The organism is Aminobacter sp. Y103A, from assembly GCF_030294925.1.
GTDB lineage: Bacteria > Pseudomonadota > Alphaproteobacteria > Rhizobiales > Rhizobiaceae > Aminobacter > Aminobacter ciceronei.
In genome coordinates, this window is sequence record NZ_AP017986.1 from 4098712 (window position 1) to 4115489 (window position 16778).

Annotated in this window: 18 protein-coding genes and 2 pseudogenes; 11 read left to right on the forward strand and 9 right to left on the reverse strand. The window is 63.9% G+C overall.

Annotation, left to right across the window (positions count from 1 at the left end; all coding sequences use genetic code 11):
• The first annotated feature begins 141 nt into the window (after positions 1 to 141).
• Positions 142 to 555 (forward strand): hypothetical protein, encoded by a 414-nt coding sequence (locus Amn_RS20070; RefSeq protein ID WP_182573297.1) that lies wholly within the window; start codon positions 142 to 144, stop codon positions 553 to 555.
• A gap of 144 nt (positions 556 to 699) precedes the next feature.
• On the opposite strand, the gene Amn_RS20075 is transcribed toward Amn_RS20070, so the two are convergent.
• Positions 700 to 942 (reverse strand): DUF1344 domain-containing protein, encoded by a 243-nt coding sequence (locus Amn_RS20075; protein ID WP_067959585.1) that lies wholly within the window; start codon positions 940 to 942, stop codon positions 700 to 702.
• 463 nt (positions 943 to 1405) lie between these two features.
• On the opposite strand from Amn_RS20075, the gene Amn_RS20080 reads away from it, so the two are divergent.
• Positions 1406 to 1663: a SemiSWEET family sugar transporter gene (locus Amn_RS20080; protein ID WP_154384799.1), complete on the forward strand. Its 258-nt coding sequence runs from the start codon at positions 1406 to 1408 to the stop codon at positions 1661 to 1663.
• 111 nt (positions 1664 to 1774) lie between these two features.
• Here Amn_RS20080 and Amn_RS20085 read toward each other — a convergent pair whose 3' ends face one another.
• The 3 genes from Amn_RS20085 to Amn_RS20095 form a co-directional block, all read right to left on the reverse strand.
• On the reverse strand, positions 1775 to 2617 hold the full coding sequence (locus Amn_RS20085) for a DUF3137 domain-containing protein (RefSeq protein WP_348640613.1): 843 nt from the start codon (positions 2615 to 2617) through the stop codon (positions 1775 to 1777).
• A 216-nt stretch (positions 2618 to 2833) separates the two neighbouring features.
• Positions 2834 to 3895 (reverse strand): CapA family protein, encoded by a 1062-nt coding sequence (locus tag Amn_RS20090; RefSeq protein WP_182573299.1) that lies wholly within the window; start codon positions 3893 to 3895, stop codon positions 2834 to 2836.
• Positions 3896 to 3967: 72 nt separating this feature from the next.
• Positions 3968 to 5059 carry a glycosyltransferase family 4 protein gene (locus Amn_RS20095; RefSeq protein ID WP_182573300.1) on the reverse strand — a complete coding sequence of 364 codons (1092 nt, stop codon included), beginning with the start codon at positions 5057 to 5059 and terminating at the stop codon, positions 3968 to 3970.
• A gap of 252 nt (positions 5060 to 5311) precedes the next feature.
• Between Amn_RS20095 and Amn_RS20100 the strand changes: the two genes are divergently transcribed.
• Both Amn_RS20100 and uvrB read left to right on the forward strand, forming a co-directional pair.
• Positions 5312 to 5539 carry an SH3 domain-containing protein gene (locus tag Amn_RS20100; protein ID WP_286291100.1) on the forward strand — a complete coding sequence of 76 codons (228 nt, stop codon included), beginning with the start codon at positions 5312 to 5314 and terminating at the stop codon, positions 5537 to 5539.
• Between the two features lie 302 nt (positions 5540 to 5841).
• Positions 5842 to 8895, forward strand: a complete 3054-nt coding sequence (gene uvrB / locus Amn_RS20105) for an excinuclease ABC subunit UvrB (protein ID WP_286291101.1) — start codon at positions 5842 to 5844, stop codon at positions 8893 to 8895.
• A 38-nt stretch (positions 8896 to 8933) separates the two neighbouring features.
• Here uvrB and Amn_RS20110 read toward each other — a convergent pair whose 3' ends face one another.
• Positions 8934 to 9164: a DUF1127 domain-containing protein gene (locus tag Amn_RS20110; RefSeq protein WP_182573303.1), complete on the reverse strand. Its 231-nt coding sequence runs from the start codon at positions 9162 to 9164 to the stop codon at positions 8934 to 8936.
• An 88-nt stretch (positions 9165 to 9252) separates the two neighbouring features.
• Between Amn_RS20110 and Amn_RS20115 the strand changes: the two genes are divergently transcribed.
• On the forward strand, positions 9253 to 10125 hold the full coding sequence (locus Amn_RS20115) for a LysR family transcriptional regulator (RefSeq protein WP_192315113.1): 873 nt from the start codon (positions 9253 to 9255) through the stop codon (positions 10123 to 10125).
• Positions 10126 to 10322: 197 nt separating this feature from the next.
• The gene (locus tag Amn_RS20120; protein WP_067959564.1) at positions 10323 to 10745 is read left to right on the forward strand and encodes a VOC family protein; all 423 of its coding nucleotides are present in this window, start codon (positions 10323 to 10325) and stop codon (positions 10743 to 10745) included.
• Positions 10746 to 10787: 42 nt separating this feature from the next.
• Here the strand turns inward: Amn_RS20120 and Amn_RS20125 are convergent, their stop codons facing one another.
• On the reverse strand, positions 10788 to 11405 hold the full coding sequence (locus Amn_RS20125) for a glutathione S-transferase family protein (protein WP_286291108.1): 618 nt from the start codon (positions 11403 to 11405) through the stop codon (positions 10788 to 10790).
• A 228-nt stretch (positions 11406 to 11633) separates the two neighbouring features.
• Between Amn_RS20125 and Amn_RS20130 the strand changes: the two genes are divergently transcribed.
• The 3 genes from Amn_RS20130 (at position 11634) to Amn_RS20140 (ending at position 13409) form a co-directional block, all read left to right on the forward strand.
• On the forward strand, positions 11634 to 12065 hold the full coding sequence (locus Amn_RS20130; protein WP_182573307.1) for a hypothetical protein: 432 nt from the start codon (positions 11634 to 11636) through the stop codon (positions 12063 to 12065).
• The gene (gene dapA / locus Amn_RS20135; RefSeq protein WP_286291110.1) at positions 12040 to 13017 is read left to right on the forward strand and encodes a 4-hydroxy-tetrahydrodipicolinate synthase; all 978 of its coding nucleotides are present in this window, start codon (positions 12040 to 12042) and stop codon (positions 13015 to 13017) included. The genes Amn_RS20130 and dapA overlap by 26 nt, the downstream gene beginning before the upstream one ends.
• Before the next feature lie 128 nt (positions 13018 to 13145).
• Entirely contained in the window at positions 13146 to 13409 is a 264-nt protein-coding gene (locus Amn_RS20140; RefSeq protein ID WP_182573309.1) for a hypothetical protein, read from the forward strand.
• Between the two features lie 13 nt (positions 13410 to 13422).
• Here Amn_RS20140 and Amn_RS20145 read toward each other — a convergent pair.
• Positions 13423 to 14119: pseudogene (locus tag Amn_RS20145) on the reverse strand (IS5 family transposase).
• On the opposite strand from Amn_RS20145, the pseudogene Amn_RS20150 reads away from it, so the two are divergent.
• A pseudogene (locus Amn_RS20150) lies at positions 14111 to 14422 on the forward strand (carboxyvinyltransferase); the annotation flags it as partial. The pseudogenes Amn_RS20145 and Amn_RS20150 overlap by 9 nt on opposite strands.
• Before the next feature lie 53 nt (positions 14423 to 14475).
• On the opposite strand, the gene Amn_RS20155 reads toward Amn_RS20150, so the two are convergent.
• A complete protein-coding gene (locus Amn_RS20155; RefSeq protein WP_182585758.1) occupies positions 14476 to 14841 on the reverse strand; it encodes a hypothetical protein in 366 nt (121 codons plus the stop codon).
• A gap of 136 nt (positions 14842 to 14977) precedes the next feature.
• Entirely contained in the window at positions 14978 to 15463 is a 486-nt protein-coding gene (locus Amn_RS20160) for an Lrp/AsnC family transcriptional regulator (protein WP_246340515.1), read from the reverse strand.
• Between the two features lie 102 nt (positions 15464 to 15565).
• Between Amn_RS20160 and Amn_RS20165 the strand changes: the two genes are divergently transcribed.
• Positions 15566 to 16762: a diaminopropionate ammonia-lyase gene (locus Amn_RS20165; protein WP_286291114.1), complete on the forward strand. Its 1197-nt coding sequence runs from the start codon at positions 15566 to 15568 to the stop codon at positions 16760 to 16762.
• Positions 16763 to 16778 lie beyond the last annotated feature (16 nt).

The following is a 16778-nucleotide window of genomic DNA, read 5'->3' on the forward strand; positions in this document are numbered from 1 at the left end:
CTTGGCGGAAGAACATGTCGCCGGATGGCTACAACGCTGCCGCGCATGCATAACGCCACCGTCATGCCATGATTGCGGCCAACTGGCGCCGCGATCGGAGCGGAGAAATCGCGGCGTCAACAATCCTTGAGGATTCGGACCGTGATCAAGTCTGCCCTTGTCGCCATGACCATCGTCGGTTGCGACTGCGACGCCAAGCTTTGCGAATATATCGGCGAGACGCCGGCACAGTGGACGTCAGTCGCCGACTGCGAGGCGGCGATGAAGAGCCGCATCCTGCGAGAAGGCAACCACGCCTATCCGTTGGTGACCGGCATCTGCCGCACCACGGTATTTGCCGAGCCGCAGTTGGCATCGGCCCCGGCCGAAATCAAGGAAGCCGAGCCAGCCGAGCGGACCACCGTTGCCGGCATCGTCGAAGGCGGACGCTCGGTCCTCTATCGCACCGCCAATGGCTATGCGCTGGCGCGCAGCGGCCTCAGCGATGCCGCCGCCGGCACGGTTGCCGCAGCAAAACGCTCGTCGAGCTGGCTGGCGGCCAATATCGGCTTCTGAGCCGACCGTCCGGCGGCATGAAAAATAGCCGACCTCGGGAAGAGGCCGGCCATAGTTTGGTTCTGCGTCTTGGAAGGTCTCAAGAACGTCACCCACCCCGCCGGGCGCATGGCAGTGCCGGCAGGGCGGTTGTGCAGACGGCCGTTACGAGGCCGCTTCGATCGCGGTCACAGCACCTGTCGTGTCGTCCACTGTTACCTTGACCTTGGCGCCGGCGGCCAGGCCGTCGACCTTGAGGGTTTCGGGGATGACATAGGTCTTGCCGTCGTCGAGCGTGATCGAGCGTGTCGCCGGATCGACCGACTGGACCGTGCCCTGGACCTCGGCGGCATAGGCGGCACCGATGAAGGCGAGCGAAGCGACGGTCGTTGCAAGGATCTTGTTCATGTCTGGTACTCCCGTTCAGGTCTGTCCCGGCTGGTCCTGCCCTCGTAGCAAGGCCCGCCGAACGAGATGGAGACTGACCTGCGGAATGGTCCGACGCAAATCACGAAGCGTGAAATTATCGAACGTAATCATAGGCTTATTTCCGCCGCATTTGACCGCAACCGGCACATGTCTGGATGCTTCGCCATCACCCCGATCTCGCCCTAGCCCTTGCCAGCCATACGCTGACCGGCGTCACACCGCCGTCATCGCGCCGCCACCCCAAGGTCCGATTCCGGAATGGCCGATCACGAAACGCCGTTCGACATCGGCGTGGACAGATTTTTTCCGCGCGGGCCGCCACCCTCCCGCGACGTTTTGCGCCGTCGTTTCGTTGGTCCAGCTCGCCCGGTTGCCTTCACAGCAGCCGGTGATTCTGGCATAGCTCGCGCCGCACGATTTGTGCTTTTGGGAAGCTCCCGTCTTGAACCCCCTGTTTGAAATCGTCGGCGCCGTCGCCGCCATCCTGACCACTTTGTGCTGGTTGCCGCAGATCATGAAGATCCTGCGCGAGCGCAAGACAAGCGACATCTCGCTCGGCACCAACGCCGCACTCGCCACCGGCATCTCGCTGTGGATCGTCTACGGCATCGCACTCGGCTCGCTGCCGGTCATCGTGTCCAACATCGTCACGCTGGTTTTCATCCTCGCCATCGTCGGGCTCAAGCTCCGCTTCGGCTAGCGGATCGGCCCGAATACCGGATTCGGATTTCGGAAAGCACGATACAGCGCTTCAAGGTATTGGAGCATTCTTTTGCGCGTCCGTACGGACGCGCGCCGCTCCAACCGCGCCCTACGACCCGATTTTGCGCACCAGCGAGGCCGTCGCCAGGATCGTCGCCATGTCGGCGATCATCGGCTCGACATGCACCTTGTAGTCGAGAGCCACATCCGACGCCGGCAGCTCGAAAAAATCCTTCTGGTGTGGCAACAGCAGAAATCCGCTCGTGCCCGACAGCGCGATCCGCGCCGGCTCGCCCGGCCATGCCTCCTTGAGCCAGGTCAGCGCCTGCGCCATCTGCCCCGACACCAGCGGCTGCGCAGCCTCGACATTGTCGCTGCGGAACTCGTAGGCCATATCAAGGTCCTGGACCCCCGACCGGAGTTCCTTCAGGCCACTGCCAAAGAGTTCGCCGAAAAAGCTCAGGACCGCATTGGTCCGGATCGTTGCGACCAGCGTACCCTCAAACGGCTTCTTCAGTCCAAACGCCACGATCACGCCCTGAAAGGTCGTGGAGTCGTGCTTTTCCGCCCGTTGCGTGAGCAGTGTTTCGTACAGCTCGAAATCGAAACCATCGTAATTGCCGGAAATGAAATCATCGATCTCGAGGTTGTTGTACTTGCCAACCGTAGATTCCGGTAAGTTGACAAAGGACGGTGGCGTCGCGCCCCGTTCATGGCGCATATTTTTGATGAAGCCGAAGACGATCGGCAGCAGCTTGTTTCGAAACGATGCGTTGGCGGCTTCGAGCGGCCGCATCGCACGGAAATAGGCGAAGAACGCAGCGATGAAGCCCACGACATAAAGATAGACATGCGGCGTCGACAGCCACTGCTCATTGAGGTCGGCTATGAAGTTGAAGATCAGCGCCAGAACCAGAACTGCAACGATCACGCCGCCGAGATAGAGGGGCACCCGCCACACCGTCGAAAGCCTGATCGCATTGCGCTCGGCCTGATAGGCTTCGAGGTCCTTCTTGATGCCCGCGGTCGTCGCCTCGTCGGGCATGAAACCAGCTGCGCTCATATGTGCCCCCATGGCGCGCCGAGATCGTGCCGCCCACTTACCGGATGATAGCGGCTTTTCGCCAAATGTCGCGGCGTAAACAAGGAGATGCAACGGTATCCGGACTCAGCTGGTGAGGCTGGCGGCAGCGGCTCCGTAAACCGCCTGCCAGCGCGCCCGCACTTTCGTTCCAAGCTCGCCGTCGACCTTGTCGAGCGGCACCATGCTCTCGTGCGCGCCGTCGCGCTGGCGCATGAACGGCACCAGCCGGTAGCTTGCAATCTCGCCACGCGTGTGAGCGTCGGCGCTGACATCGACGACGAGGATCGCGCCGATCCGTCCCGGCCAGGGCTGCCGCGCCAGCGCCGTGCCGAGAAAATCGCCCAGGCCGTAGGCCACCAGCGTGTCGTCGGCGCGCGCCATCGGCTGCACGACATGGGCGTGATGCCCGACAACGAGCCCGACACCCAGCTCAGCCAGTCTCCGCGCCCAGCCACGCGTGACGACGCGCGGAAAATGCCGGAACTCCCAGTCCCAGTGCGGCACCGCGCAAACGAGATCGGCGCCTTCTGCGCCCGCTAACCCGTTGCCGGCCGCGGCAAAGAAGTCATCGGCCATGGCCACGCGCCCAGCGAAAGCCTCCGCGGGCGCATTGCGCCACTGCGTGAATGCGACGAGCCCCAGCGTCAACGAGCCGGCTGCCACCTTGCTCACCTCGGTGGTCGTCCCGATAGTCGCAATGCCAAGCCTGCCCAATGCCGCAAGCGTCGCATGATAACCGTCTGCCCCCTGGTCGAGCACATGGTTGTTGGCCAGCGACAGCACCAGCCGCTCTGGCGCGATGGCAGCCGCCGCCAGCGTTCCGGTGAGAAATTCTTCGGTCATCGCATGATGCGTTCCAAGCCGCGTTCCCAGCCGCGCGCTCGGCCGCTCCACGACAGGGCTCTCGCAATTGCCGACCACCAGATCGGCCGCGGCCAGGAGGGCCGTCAGCTCGCGGTCGAAAATCGGCGGCTGTTTGTTGGCGACGGCGGAAATGTCGCCGACGAATGCCAGGCGCACGCTCTGCCCGGGCTTGGGCAGGAAACGCACCTGATCAGGCAGATAGCCCGGACCGTTACGCCGCAGCGACGGCCTGATGAACCGCGCTGGCCAGGAGATCTTGTAGGAGAAAGGATAGTTGGACACGCCACGCCTGAAATTGACTGCGGCCACCCTAGCAGCTTTTCATTGCGTACAGCTGGCGCTTTCGGCCGGCCGTTACTTTTGCCGCCGCTTCTTGCTCGAGCGGCCGATGGCCAGGCGATAGATTCTGTCGATCTCGCCGACGATCCGCTTGGGGTCGAGCTGCCGTGCGATCTCCTGTCGCCCCGCCTGCCCGACGGCTCGACGCTGCGTCGCGTCGCGCAGGTCGAGTGCTGCCGCCGCCATGCCATCGACGTCGCCGACGGCGAAGCTCTGCTCCCTCGGCAAGAGGTCGACCATGTTGCCGACCCGCGTCGACAGAACAGGTAGCCCGGCCGCCATCGCCTCCAGCGGCGCGATCGGCGCCTGCTCGTCGCGCGAGGTCATCAGAAACAGGTCGAAGGCCGGCAGCAGCTCGAGCGCGTCGTTCCGCAGTCCCGGCAAATGGATTCGGCCCGTGAGCTCAGGCGCCGCGATCGCCGCGTCCCACTCAGCCATGATGTCGTTGCCCTGATTTGTCGAGCCGATGACCAGCAGTTCGGCGTCGACATCCTCGTCCAGCAGCTTGCGCAGCACGCGCACCATGTCGATCTGGTTCTTGCGCCCGCCGAGTTGGCCGACCGAGCCGATCAGGAACGCCTCGTCGCGAATACCGAGGGCAGCGCGAGCCCGCGCCCGCGAGGCGACCGACACCGGCTCGATCCGGCCGACGTCGAACATGTTGGGCAGCAGGTGGATGTGCCGGCGCGAAACCAGCCAGTGCTTGACGTAATAGTCCACCGTCCACTGGCTCAGCCCGATGACCTCATGGGCAAACAGCCATGGCAGCTGGTACTGGCGCGCATGCGCCGTCATCACGATCGGCGTGCCGGCCGCGCAGCGGAACACCAGCCCGAACTTGTTGCCGCGGCTGCCATGGCAGTGCACCACGTCCTCGCCCCAATCGCGGATGGCATAGCCGACGCGGCGGATTTCCCTGGGCGTCGTGGCGAAGTTCGATCCCATCATCCGGACCGGGCCGTCGAAATGCTGATGCTCGATCCACGAACCCAGCGAATGCACCAGCATCACCTCGTGCCCGGCGTCGAGCTGGGCCTGGATCAGGATCCTGGAACTGGTGGCGACGCCATTGAGCGCGCCATGGCCGACAAGATGCGCGATCTTCATAGCGCCGATGTCTGCTGCGGAAAGTGGATCGGAAAGGTCATCTGGCGTCCGGGTCAGGAACTGAGTGCACGCTCTCTAACATCCCGCGACGATCAGGCAAACACGGCTTATGGACGCCACCTCGCCGCGCCCCCACCTCTTGCCGCCTTGTTACCCAGGCATAAAGCATGATGCCTTCAGCACACTGGCGCGCGCAACAATTGCCAGTAATCTCAAGCAGTTCGCAATGAACCGGGTCTGGAGGGACTGTCCATGATGCTTCGAAGACTTGCCACCACTGCCGCCTTGCTGGCCGGGTTGATGGCGTTGCCTGCCGGTGCGATCGCCGCCGAAGCCTACACCACCGGCAACGTCAACGTCCGCAGCGGCCCCGGCACTGGCTATGCCAGGGTCGGCATGCTCTACGAGGGCACGCGCGTCGACCTGCGCGGCTGCGACGGCAACTGGTGCAACGTCTACGGCCCGCGCCTGCGCGGCTGAGTCTCGGCCAACTATCTCGACGAATATGTCGGTCGTCCGCCGGCCGTGGTCGTCGCGCCCACCATCATCGTGCGGCCACCGCACTGGAATCGCCCTCCTCACTGGAATCGCCCGCCCAAGCCACGGCCGCCAAGGCCACGCCCGCCCGGCGCCAACTGCAAGATCGCGCCCGGCTTTCCCTGCCCAAGGTGACAACCTCCTGACAGCCTGATGTCAGGAGCCGAATTACCTCTCCATGCGGGTGCCGGCTTTCCGGCATCCGCGCCCTTTCCATTTTTGCCGAGACCGCCCATATTTCGCTCATGGCCAAATCTCCTGACAAGAAATCGCCCGCTTCGGGAAGCGACAACCGTGCCACACAGCGCAAGCGCGGCGGCAATGGCGTAACCGACTTCCTCGACGCTTCCGAGCCGTTGCATCGCCCCGGTTTCGGCGAAGCGCCGCAGGCCGCGTTCTCGGGCGCACCGCTGTCCGGTTCGATTTCGGATTGGGCCGAAGAGATTGCCCGCGAGGCTGAGAAGCCCCAGCCCAAGGCCAAGAAAATCCCGGAGAAGAGCTCGGCCCCGACCCGTTCGGCGCGTGGCACCTCGATGGGCGGTGCTGCCTCCGCCAAGGAGCGTGCCGCCGCCGGTCTCAACCCTGTCGCCGGCCTCGACATTTCGTTGGAGGACGCGGCGTCGCTGTCCAACTCCGGCGTCACCGCCACCGTCGCGGCGCTCTCGGCCCTGATCGAGAGCGGCAACCCGCTGCACAAGAACGGCGAGATCTGGGTTCCCCACCGCCCCGCTCGACCGGAAAAATCCGAAGGTGGCATCCAGATCGTCATGCAGTCGGAATTCGAGCCGGCCGGCGATCAGCCGACCGCCATCAAGGACCTCGTCGAGGGCGTCGGCAATGCCGACCGCACCCAGGTGCTGCTCGGCGTCACCGGCTCCGGCAAGACCTTCACCATGGCCAAGGTGATCGAGCAGACGCAGCGCCCGGCGCTGATTCTCGCGCCCAACAAGACGCTGGCAGCCCAGCTCTATGCCGAGTTCAAGAAGTTCTTCCCCGACAACGCGGTCGAGTATTTCGTCTCCTATTACGACTACTACCAGCCCGAGGCCTACGTCCCGCGCACCGACACCTATATCGAGAAGGAATCGACCATCAACGAGCAGATCGACCGCATGCGCCATTCGGCGACGCGCTCGCTGCTCGAACGTGACGACGTCATCATCGTCGCCTCGGTCTCCTGCATCTACGGTATCGGCTCGGTCGAGACCTACACGGCAATGACCTTCCAGATGCAGGTCGGCGACCGCCTCGATCAGCGCCAGTTGCTCGCCGACCTCGTCGCCCAGCAATACAAGCGCCAGGACATCAATTTCGTCCGCGGCTCGTTCCGTGTCCGCGGCGACACCATCGAGATCTTCCCCGCCCACCTGGAAGACTCGGCATGGCGCATCTCGCTGTTCGGTGACGAAATCGATGCCATCACCGAGTTCGATCCGCTCACCGGCCAGAAGACCGGCGACCTCAAGTCGGTCAAGATCTACGCCAATTCGCACTATGTGACGCCGCGGCCGACCTTGAATCAGGCCATCAAGTCGATCAAGGAAGAGCTGCAGCATCGCCTGCAAGAGCTTGAAAAGGCTGGCCGCCTGCTTGAAGCCCAGCGCCTGGAACAGCGCACCCGCTTCGACCTGGAGATGCTGGAAGCGACTGGCTCCTGCGCCGGCATCGAAAACTATTCGCGCTATCTCACCGGCCGCCGCCCTGGCGATCCGCCGCCGACGCTGTTCGAGTACATCCCCGACAATGCGCTCGTCTTCATCGACGAAAGCCACGTCACCGTGCCCCAGATCGGCGGCATGTACCGGGGCGACTTCAGGCGAAAGGCGACGCTGGCCGAATACGGCTTCCGCCTGCCCTCCTGCATGGACAATCGGCCGCTGCGTTTCGAGGAATGGGACGCCATGCGCCCGCTCTCGGTCGCCGTGTCGGCGACGCCGGGCAACTGGGAGATGGAAGAGGCTGGCGGCGTCTTTGCCGAGCAGGTCATCCGCCCGACCGGCCTTATCGACCCGCCGGTCGAGGTGCGTCCGGCCAAGAATCAGGTCGACGACGTCGTCGGCGAGATCCGTGCCACCACCCAGGCCGGCTACCGCACGCTGGTCACTGTGCTGACCAAGCGCATGGCCGAGGACCTGACCGAATACCTGCACGAGAACGGCGTCCGCGTCCGTTACATGCACTCCGACATCGACACGCTGGAGCGCATCGAGATTCTTCGCGACCTGCGCCTTGGCGCTTTTGACGTGCTGGTCGGCATCAACCTTTTGCGCGAAGGCCTTGATATTCCCGAATGCGGTTTCGTCGCCATTCTCGATGCCGACAAGGAGGGTTTCCTCCGCTCGGAAACCTCGCTGATCCAGACCATCGGCCGCGCGGCTCGAAACGTCGACGGCAAGGTCATCCTCTACGCCGACCAGATCACCGGCTCGATGGAGCGCGCAATGGCCGAGACCACGCGCCGTCGCGAAAAGCAGATGGTGTGGAACGAAGCCAACGGCATTACGCCAGAGAGCGTCAAGTCGCGCATCTCCGACATCCTCGACTCGGTCTACGAGAAGGATCACGTCCGCGCCGACATCTCGCAGTTCACCGACGGTGCCGGTGCCATGATGGGCAACAATCTGAAGGCCCATCTCGAAGCGCTCGACAAGCAGATGCGCAACGCCGCCACCGACCTCGATTTCGAGAAGGCCGCCCGCATCCGCGACGAGATCAAGCGCCTGCGCGACATGGAACTCGCCATTTCGGACGATCCGCTGGCGCGCGAGGTGGAGGGCCAAAGCCCCGCTTCCGGCCGCGAGAAAGGCAAGCACAACAAGGGCGTCGCCAAGCACCGCACGGTCGAGGAACAGGAGCGTTTCCGCAAGCTGGACGAGGCCCGCGCCGCCGAGGAAGCGGCCAAGGCTGCCCGCCCGAACCTGTTCCGCAAGCCGAAGCTCGACGAGATGGGCGCCGACGGTACGGTTCCCGCAGGCAAGTCGCTGTTTGCCAAGCCTCACATCGACGACATGGGACCAGGCACCGACATGACCACGCCCGCCGGCGCGGTCTCGCGGTCGCTGTTCAAGAAGCAGTCGGCCGCCGAAGCCCACGGCTCCGATTACGGCGTCCCTGACGACGGCAAGTCGCTGTTCAGGAAGAACGACCTCGACGAGATGACCGTCCGCCGCACTGAAAAGCCGGTCGAAGGCGTCAAGCCGATCAAGCGCGCCAAGATCGGCGCCGGCTCCTACGAGGATCCGGCCGAAGCCGCGCGTGCGAAAAAGAAGCCGGGGAAGTCAGGACGGCCGGGGAAGTGAGCAAGCGCAGTTTCACTGCCGGCGACAAAGAACCATAGCTAGCACGGCTCATTGTCCTGATGCTCATCCGGTCGATGCCGCACCAGCCAATCGATATTGCCGCGCGAGATGCAGAGATCCTTCAAGGCGGCATCGTCCAGGCGCGACAGTCTCCGCGCAGCACGCCATTCGCGTAAGGTCGACGCCGCCGAACTGACTGATACCAGGATGGCGCGGGCGAGCATGCCGCCATAGGGGGTCTTGCCTTGATTTTCGATCATGGTCGTCATGGCCGGTCTCCAGGGAATGGGAACAGGCTAGCGACCCGACTGGCATAATGGAAACGAATGTATATTATGGCCTCGATAAGAGGTTCTTATGCCAAACAACATCGATATCGCGTTGCTGAGAGCATTCCTGGCCGTGGTCGACACCGGCGGGATGACCAGTTCGGCCAAGGTACTCAACCTCACACAGGCAGCCGTAAGCCAGCAGGTGAAGCGGCTCGAAGACTGTTTCGGCTGCGCCCTCTTCGAACGCGACCGCAAGGGCCTGAAGCTGACGCCAACGGGCCAGCGCCTTGTCGTTCAGGCGCGCCGCCTTGTCCGCAACAATGACGAGGTCTGGTCGGCGATGAACGAAGCCGAATTCGAGGGAGAAATCCGTCTCGGCATGCCTTCCGATTTCGTCCGCTGCTTCGGCGCACCGATCCTCAGGCAATTCGACCAGGCTTGGCCCCGCGTGCGGGTGTCCCTTGTCTGCGGCTCAAGCCAGCGCCTGCTTGAAAAGCTCGACGGCGGCGAAGTCGACTTGACCTTCGCGGTGGAGAAAAAATGTGGCCACAATGGCGAGACGCTACTATCTGACCCACTGGTCTGGGTCGGTGCCAAGGGTGGCCAGGCCTTCGAACGCGATCCCCTGCCGATATCGACGGACGACGAAACCTGTTTCCTCAGGCCCTTCGCGCTCAAGGCTCTGGCAGACCATGGGCGCGTCTGGCGCTGGGTCTGCGAAGACAGCAATTTCGATCCCATCCTGGCGACACTCGACGCCGATATTGCGGTAGCACCGCTGCTGGCCTCGACCATACCGCCGGGTTTTGAAGTTCTGGGCGAGCGGCATGGGCTGCCGTCCTTGCCAAGCTTCTGGATCAATCTCTATCAGCCGCATGCTGGGCCGACGCGCCTCTCGGCAGAATTGGCAGTGCACATACGCGACGTGGTCGGCACCCGTTCGCAGTTGGTAGCGTGATCCAGGTCGTTGTTTGCAACGGAGCCGCACGCTTTCAGCCTACTTCGGCTCCGATACAAAAGAATCTCGCCGACCATGTCGGATGTGGCGGTCGCCGCTCGTCCTTGCAGTGAGGCATCGGCCGACGGCGGCTACGGATGTCCTGAAATGCGCCACCGCAAGTGGCAATCGGCTCAAGCGAGGAACGGAGACAACTGATGTCGGAAGCTCAAGCATACCCTGCCCCGAAGGTCCTTGGTGGCCTGATCGCCTACTTGCAGGTCGACGGCGCCTTCAAGGCGGCCGAGTTCTACAAACGTGCCTTCGGCGCCGAGCAGGTCTTCGCCTACCCCGCCGATGAGCAGGGCCGGACCATGCACTGCCACCTCTACATCAATGGCTCGTCGCTGATGCTGAACGATGCTTATCCCGAACACGGCCATGCGCACGAGAAGGCGCAGGGCTACGTCATGCAGCTCATCCTCGGCGACGACATCGATGCCTGGTGGAAGCGCGCCGTCGATGCCGGCTGCGAAGTGGTCGTGCCGCTCGACATCATGTTCTGGGGCGACCGCTGGGGCCAGCTGCGCGATCCGTTCGGCGTCGCCTGGGCGATGAACGCGCCGGTCAAGCCGGCCTGACAGTCCTAAACCACGCTGCGCGCCGCCAAGGCGCGCAGCGACCTACCGGTCGTGCGTCTCGCCCGACAAGGGTGTCGCCAGCATCGACGGACGTTGCTCGAACGCGTCGAACCAGGCCGTCAGCCGCGCCCGCCCGCGAAACGACGGAAGCTCGCGAAACGCCATCCACGACAGCGCCGTCGCCACCGCGATGTGCCCGACATTGAGCGGCGCATCGGCATCGATGGCACCCTCAAGCCAGTCGTAGCTCGCCTCGATCTTGTCGCTGTAGCCCTCGGCAAGGGGCTGATAGCGCAGATGCTCGGGCCGCCGTTCCGTCTCCCAGCGCAGGCCGATGCGCGCCTGCGCCAGCCCCTGCGCCACTGCCTGCAGCCGCAGGGCCCGCCAGCGCGCCTCGCCCGCCTCAGGAATCAGCTTCGCACCGTCATGCAACGTGTCGAAATAGGCGCAGATGACGTCGGAATCGAAGATCGGCTCGCCGCCGTCGCGCAAAAGCACCGGCACCTTCCCGAGCGGGTTTTCGGCGTAGACACGCGCATTGCGCAGGGTCGGGCTTGTCTCGTGGTGGATCACCTCCAGCCGGTCGACGATGCCGGCCTCTTGGGCGAACACCAGCGCCTTGCGGGCGAAAGGCGAATGCGTCTGGTAAAAAAGGATCATCGTTTTCCCATGCAGGCTGGCGCCAGTTAGCTACGCCGTTCTAGCCTGCACGCAGCGAGAATTGCGCTCTCATTGGCGCACGCTGGCGCAACTTCGTTGCACGCCTGCCTGCCGTTTCGATACGTTTCCGCATATGGCAACAGGCCGCTTCGTCCCTATGCGATTCATATAAAGCAGCCCGCTTCCCTCTCTCGAATTCACATGGCGCGGAGGACTATCTCTTCCGTCATGAAGCCGGAAACCATCGCAGCCCTGATCGACCGTGTCGCCGACGTCAGGATCCTCCGCGAGCACCACGTCTGGGCAGCCGCCGAAATTCTCGGCTTCGATGACCTCGACAGCACGATGCGCCGCAAGTTCAGGGCGCTGATGGAAGCCGACGCGCTGCTCGACGCGGTGCTGTTGCTTGCCGCGAGCGCCGACCCGCCGAGATCGGTCGGAAACGTCAGGAATCAGAGAGGACACTGGGTCTGTACCGTGCGCTGCGACGCAGCCGGCAACAGACGAACCGCCACGGCCGAACACGCCGATTTCGCCGCCGCCGTTCTTGCGTCACTGCTGGCCAGCCTCCAGCAGCCGACTGTGGCGCACCGCCACCGCCCCCCTTCCCACCAGCATGATGGATCTTCCAGCCATGAACACCAACGCCACGCACAATGACCAGCTTCGCGGTCGCCTTTTCGGCGCCATTTCAGCGCTGCCCACACCTTTCAGGGACGGTGAAGTCGACCTGAAAAGCCTCGCAGCTTTTGTCGACTGGCAGATATCAGAAGGCATCAACGGCCTCGTTCCCTGCGGCACCACGGGCGAAGCCCCGACGCTGTCCTGGCATGAACGCATCATGGTGATCCGCAAGACGGTCACAGTGGCGAACGGGCGCGTTCCGGTCATCCCGGGCACTGGTACCAACAGCACCGAATCGACGATCGCATTCACCGCCGCGGCGCGCGATTTCGGCGCCGATGCCGTGCTGGTCGTCACGCCCTATTACAACCGGAGCCAGGCCGGCATCGTCAGGCATTTCGAGTCCATCGCCGCCAAGGTCGACACTCCTATCATCGTCTACAACGTGCCGGGCCGCACCGGCGTCGACCTGACACCTGCCACCATCGAGCGGCTGGCCGACATACCCAACATCGTCGGCTTCAAGGACGCGACCGGCGACCTGTCGCGCCCAATGGCGTTCGCCCAAAGGTTCGGCGAGCGCTTCGTCTGGCTGTCCGGCCACGACGCCACCGCCTTCGGCTTCAACACCATGGGCGGCAGTGGCACCATCTCGGTGGTTTCCAACATCGCGCCGCGCCTGTGCGCTGCCATGCACAACGCCTGCCGCATCGGCGACCCGCACGCCGCCCGCGTCATCAACAACCGCCTGCGCCCGCTCATTGCGGCACTCGAACTGGAAGTCAACCCGGTGCCGGTCAAGCATGCGCTTCACCTGATGGACAAGATGGCATCGGACGTCCGGCTGCCCCTGGTCGAGGTCGAACCGAATACTGCATCCGCTATCAGCGACAACCTGTCGGTGCTCGACGCGCAGGCCCGCCCCTCGCGCGCGCTCCGTTCCGTCCGGATGGCCGCCCGCGCGGCCCCCAACGCCAGGCATTTATGAGATTTGAATTTCTTCGTCCCGCGCCGCCAATCGAATTCATATGGCGAGGGCATCACATCGTGAAATGCAACGAACCTCTCGAGAGACGGCAGCACCGTTCCCGGGAACTTCAAGAAAGGCACGACATCATGGGTACTCTTGCTCGCGACATCCATCCGGCGCTTCACGCCCACCGCTTCATGGTCGGCCGCGACCCGCAGGGGCGCTGGGTCGTCAGCGACGAACTGGGCATGGTCGGCGGCATCTTTGCCGACAAGGATTCGGCGGTCCGCTTCGCCCTGGCCGAAAGCGACCATATGCCGGGCGCGGTATTCTGCGCGCCTTGCGAGGTCACGCTCAACATCGAGCCGATCTCGGCTCACGAAACCGCAGCCGGCACCGGCCACCACTAGGCTGAATCGACATTCAGCGGATCCAGATCATGGTTGCGGCGATGTGGATGAAGCCGAGGAAGTGGATGGCGCGCCGGTCGTAGCGGGTGGCGAAACGTCGGAAGTGCTTGAGCTTGTTGAAGCATCGCTCAATATGGTTGCGGCATCGGTAGATGAGCGGATCATGCGGGATGGGTTGTGATCTGGAGCGGGTGGAGGGGATGACCACCTTGGCGCCGATTTCGGCGATGAGGCTGCGCAAGGCATTGGAATCATAGGCTCGATCGGCCAGAACGGCCTCAGCGGTGTAGCCTTGCAGCAGCATCGGCGCGGCAAGGATATCGTGGCTCTGGCCAGCGGCGAGCAGGAACCTCAGCGGGCGGCCGAAGCTGTCGGCGAGCATGTGGATCTTGGTGGTCAATCCGCCTCGGGAACGCCCCAGAGCCTGATTTTTGTCCCCCCTTTTCCGGTCGCCGCCTGCTGGTGGGCGCGGACCAAGGTGCTGTCGAGCATCAGGTATTGGTTGTCCCGGTCCTTGGTGAGGTCGTCGAAGACCCGCTCCCAGACCTTCGCCTTGGACCAGCGCGAGAAGCGCTTGTGCAGTGTCTTCCACTTGCCGTAGCGCTCCGGCAGGTCATGCCAATGGGCGCCCGATCGAAGCACCCACAGCACACCATTGACGAAAAGACGGTTTCGCGGGGCGTCCCGCACGAGGAACCACCATGTCGCATCAAGCTGTGCCGCAGCCGGCCATCGCCCGGAAGTCGAAATCCCTGTCTGGAACCGCCCGCGTTCCTGGCGACAAGTCGATTTCGCACCGCTCCTTCATGTTTGGCGGCCTGGCTTCCGGCGAAACCCGCATCACCGGCCTGCTCGAGGGCGAGGACGTGATGCGCACCGGCGACGCGATGAAGGCAATGGGCGCCCATATCGAGAAGCATGGCGACGAATGGGTCATCAAGGGCACCGGCAACGGCGCGCTCCTGCAGGCCGAGGCGCCGCTCGACTTCGGCAATGCCGGCACCGGCTCGCGCCCCCTGGAGCAGTAGCTCCAATGTGCGAATTCACGCCTCCCGCCTAAGCGTGTTCAATGACCCTCATGGCTGCCCCCTCCGGGGCTGCCGGCGGGAAAGGAGCACGGCGCCATGGCAGGTCTCAGCACATTCGCCTTCGCGGCAGGCATCCTCGGAACAGTAGTGGCATTCTCGGTCGCCGATGTGGCACCGATGGTATCAGCCCCAGGTGACCCGGCAGGCCTGTCCCGCAACGATGACCTCATTCTGATCGGCAGCAGGTCGGTCACCGTCTCGAAGTCGACAAGCAAATCCAGCTCGCGCTCGAAAAGCTGCTCCAACGGCAGTTGCACCACCAACAGCGACTCCCAGAGCAATACGGGTACCAGTTCCTCGACAAGCACCTCGACGAGTACCAACTCTTCGAGCAACTCGAACACCAATTCGAACTGATCCGATATCGCTCCATTCAGTTTTCAATGCCGATCCCCAGCACCTCACAGACCCGCTCCGGCGGGTCTCTTTTTTCGCCCATCGGGCCGTTGGGATTCAGATCAAGTCGGCCTCATGGGAATATCAAGCACCCAGCGGTACCGTCAGCCCGGCCTTGACCCGGTCCATCGCCACCAGCGTGCGGAACTTCTTGATGTTGGGATTGGCGAAGAAAAGCCGCCGCGTCAGCGCCTCATATTCGGCCATGCTGGCCACCGTCACCACCAGCACGAAATCCGCCTCGCCGGTGACGTAGTAGCATTGCTGCACCTCGGGTGCCGCACCAAAACTTGCCTTGGTGGCATCGAGCAGGCCGATCTGCTCGCTCTCGATGGAAATCTCGACGATGATGGTGATCGGCCGCCCGACCTTGTCGGGGTCGACGACAGCGACGTTGGCCGCGATGACGCCCCCCTCCTCCATACGCTTGATGCGCCGCTGCACCGCCGGCGCCGACAAATGCACCGCCTCGCCGATCTCGCGCTGCGGCGTTGCATTGTCGCGTTGCAGAATATCGAGGATCTTCAGGTCGAAATCGTCGAGCTCGACAGCTTTGCCGACATTCCTCAAGACATCGTCCCCGCGATACAAACTTGCACAAAACTGGCCAGATAAGAGCGCATTTCTCATGACCGGTGCAATATGAATGCGTCGATCGAGGAGATATCGCCCATGCTTATCCGCAACCAGCACGCCGACTATCGCAAGCCGCTCGAAGCGGTCGATGCGGAAACGCTTGGTATCGAAGCCGCCGAGACGGTCGAACGCTTCCTGTCGCACCGGCCCAACCATCGCCCGACTCCGCTTCGCTCGCTGCCGGCGCTGGCCCGGGAACTTGGCATCGGCGCCGTCCATCTGAAGGACGAGGGTTTTCGCCTCGGCCTCGGCAGCTTCAAGGCCCTCGGCGGCGCCTATGCCGTCATTCGCCTCGTGCTGGAGGCGGCGGAAGCGCGGCTCGGCCGTCCGGTCGCCATCGCCGAACTGCACAGCCCCGAAGTGGCAAAAATCTCCGCCGCCATGACTTTCGGCTGCGCCACCGACGGCAACCACGGCCGCTCGGTCGCGCAAGGGGCGCAGCTTGTCGGAGCGCGCTCGGTGATCTTCGTCCATGGCGGGGTTAGCGACGCGCGCGTTGCGGCCATCGCCCGCTACGGCGCTGTGATGGAGCGCGTCGCCGGCACCTATGACGACTCGGTCGCCGAGGCGGCGCGGGTCTGCGAGGCCAATGGCTGGACCGTCGTCTCCGACACCTCCTGGCCCGGCTACGAGCGCATCCCGGGCCTAGTCATGCAGGGTTACACGGCGATCTTCCGCGAAGCCCTCGAAAAGCTGCCTGAAGCGCCGACCCATGTCTTCATCCAGGCCGGCGTCGGCGGCATCGCCGCTGCCGCTGCCGGCTATCTCGCCAACCGCTATGGCGAGGCGCGCCCGACCTTCGTCGTCGTCGATCCCGCCCGCGCCGCCTGCATCTTCGAGACCGCGCGGCAAGGCAAACCGGTCAAGATCGCCCATGGCGAACCGACCGTCATGGCGATGCTCGAATGCTACGAGCCGTCGCAGGTCGCCTGGCGCGTGCTGTCGCGCGTCGCCGATGCCTTCATGACCGTCGAGGACGAGACAGCAGTCGAAGTTATGAACCTGCTTGCCCGCCCCTTCGACCATGATCCCGTGGTGGTCGCGGGCGAAAGCGGCGGCGCCGGCCTCGCCGGCCTGCTCGTCGCCGCGCGTGACGCCGACATGCGCGCCGCTATCGGCCTCGACGCACATTCGCGCGTCCTGCTCGTCATCACCGAGGGTGCCACCGACCCCGACCGCTACCGCGAGCTCGTCGGCCTGACACCGGGAGATATTACCATCGCTGGGAAGTGACGCGCGGCAGCGCTTC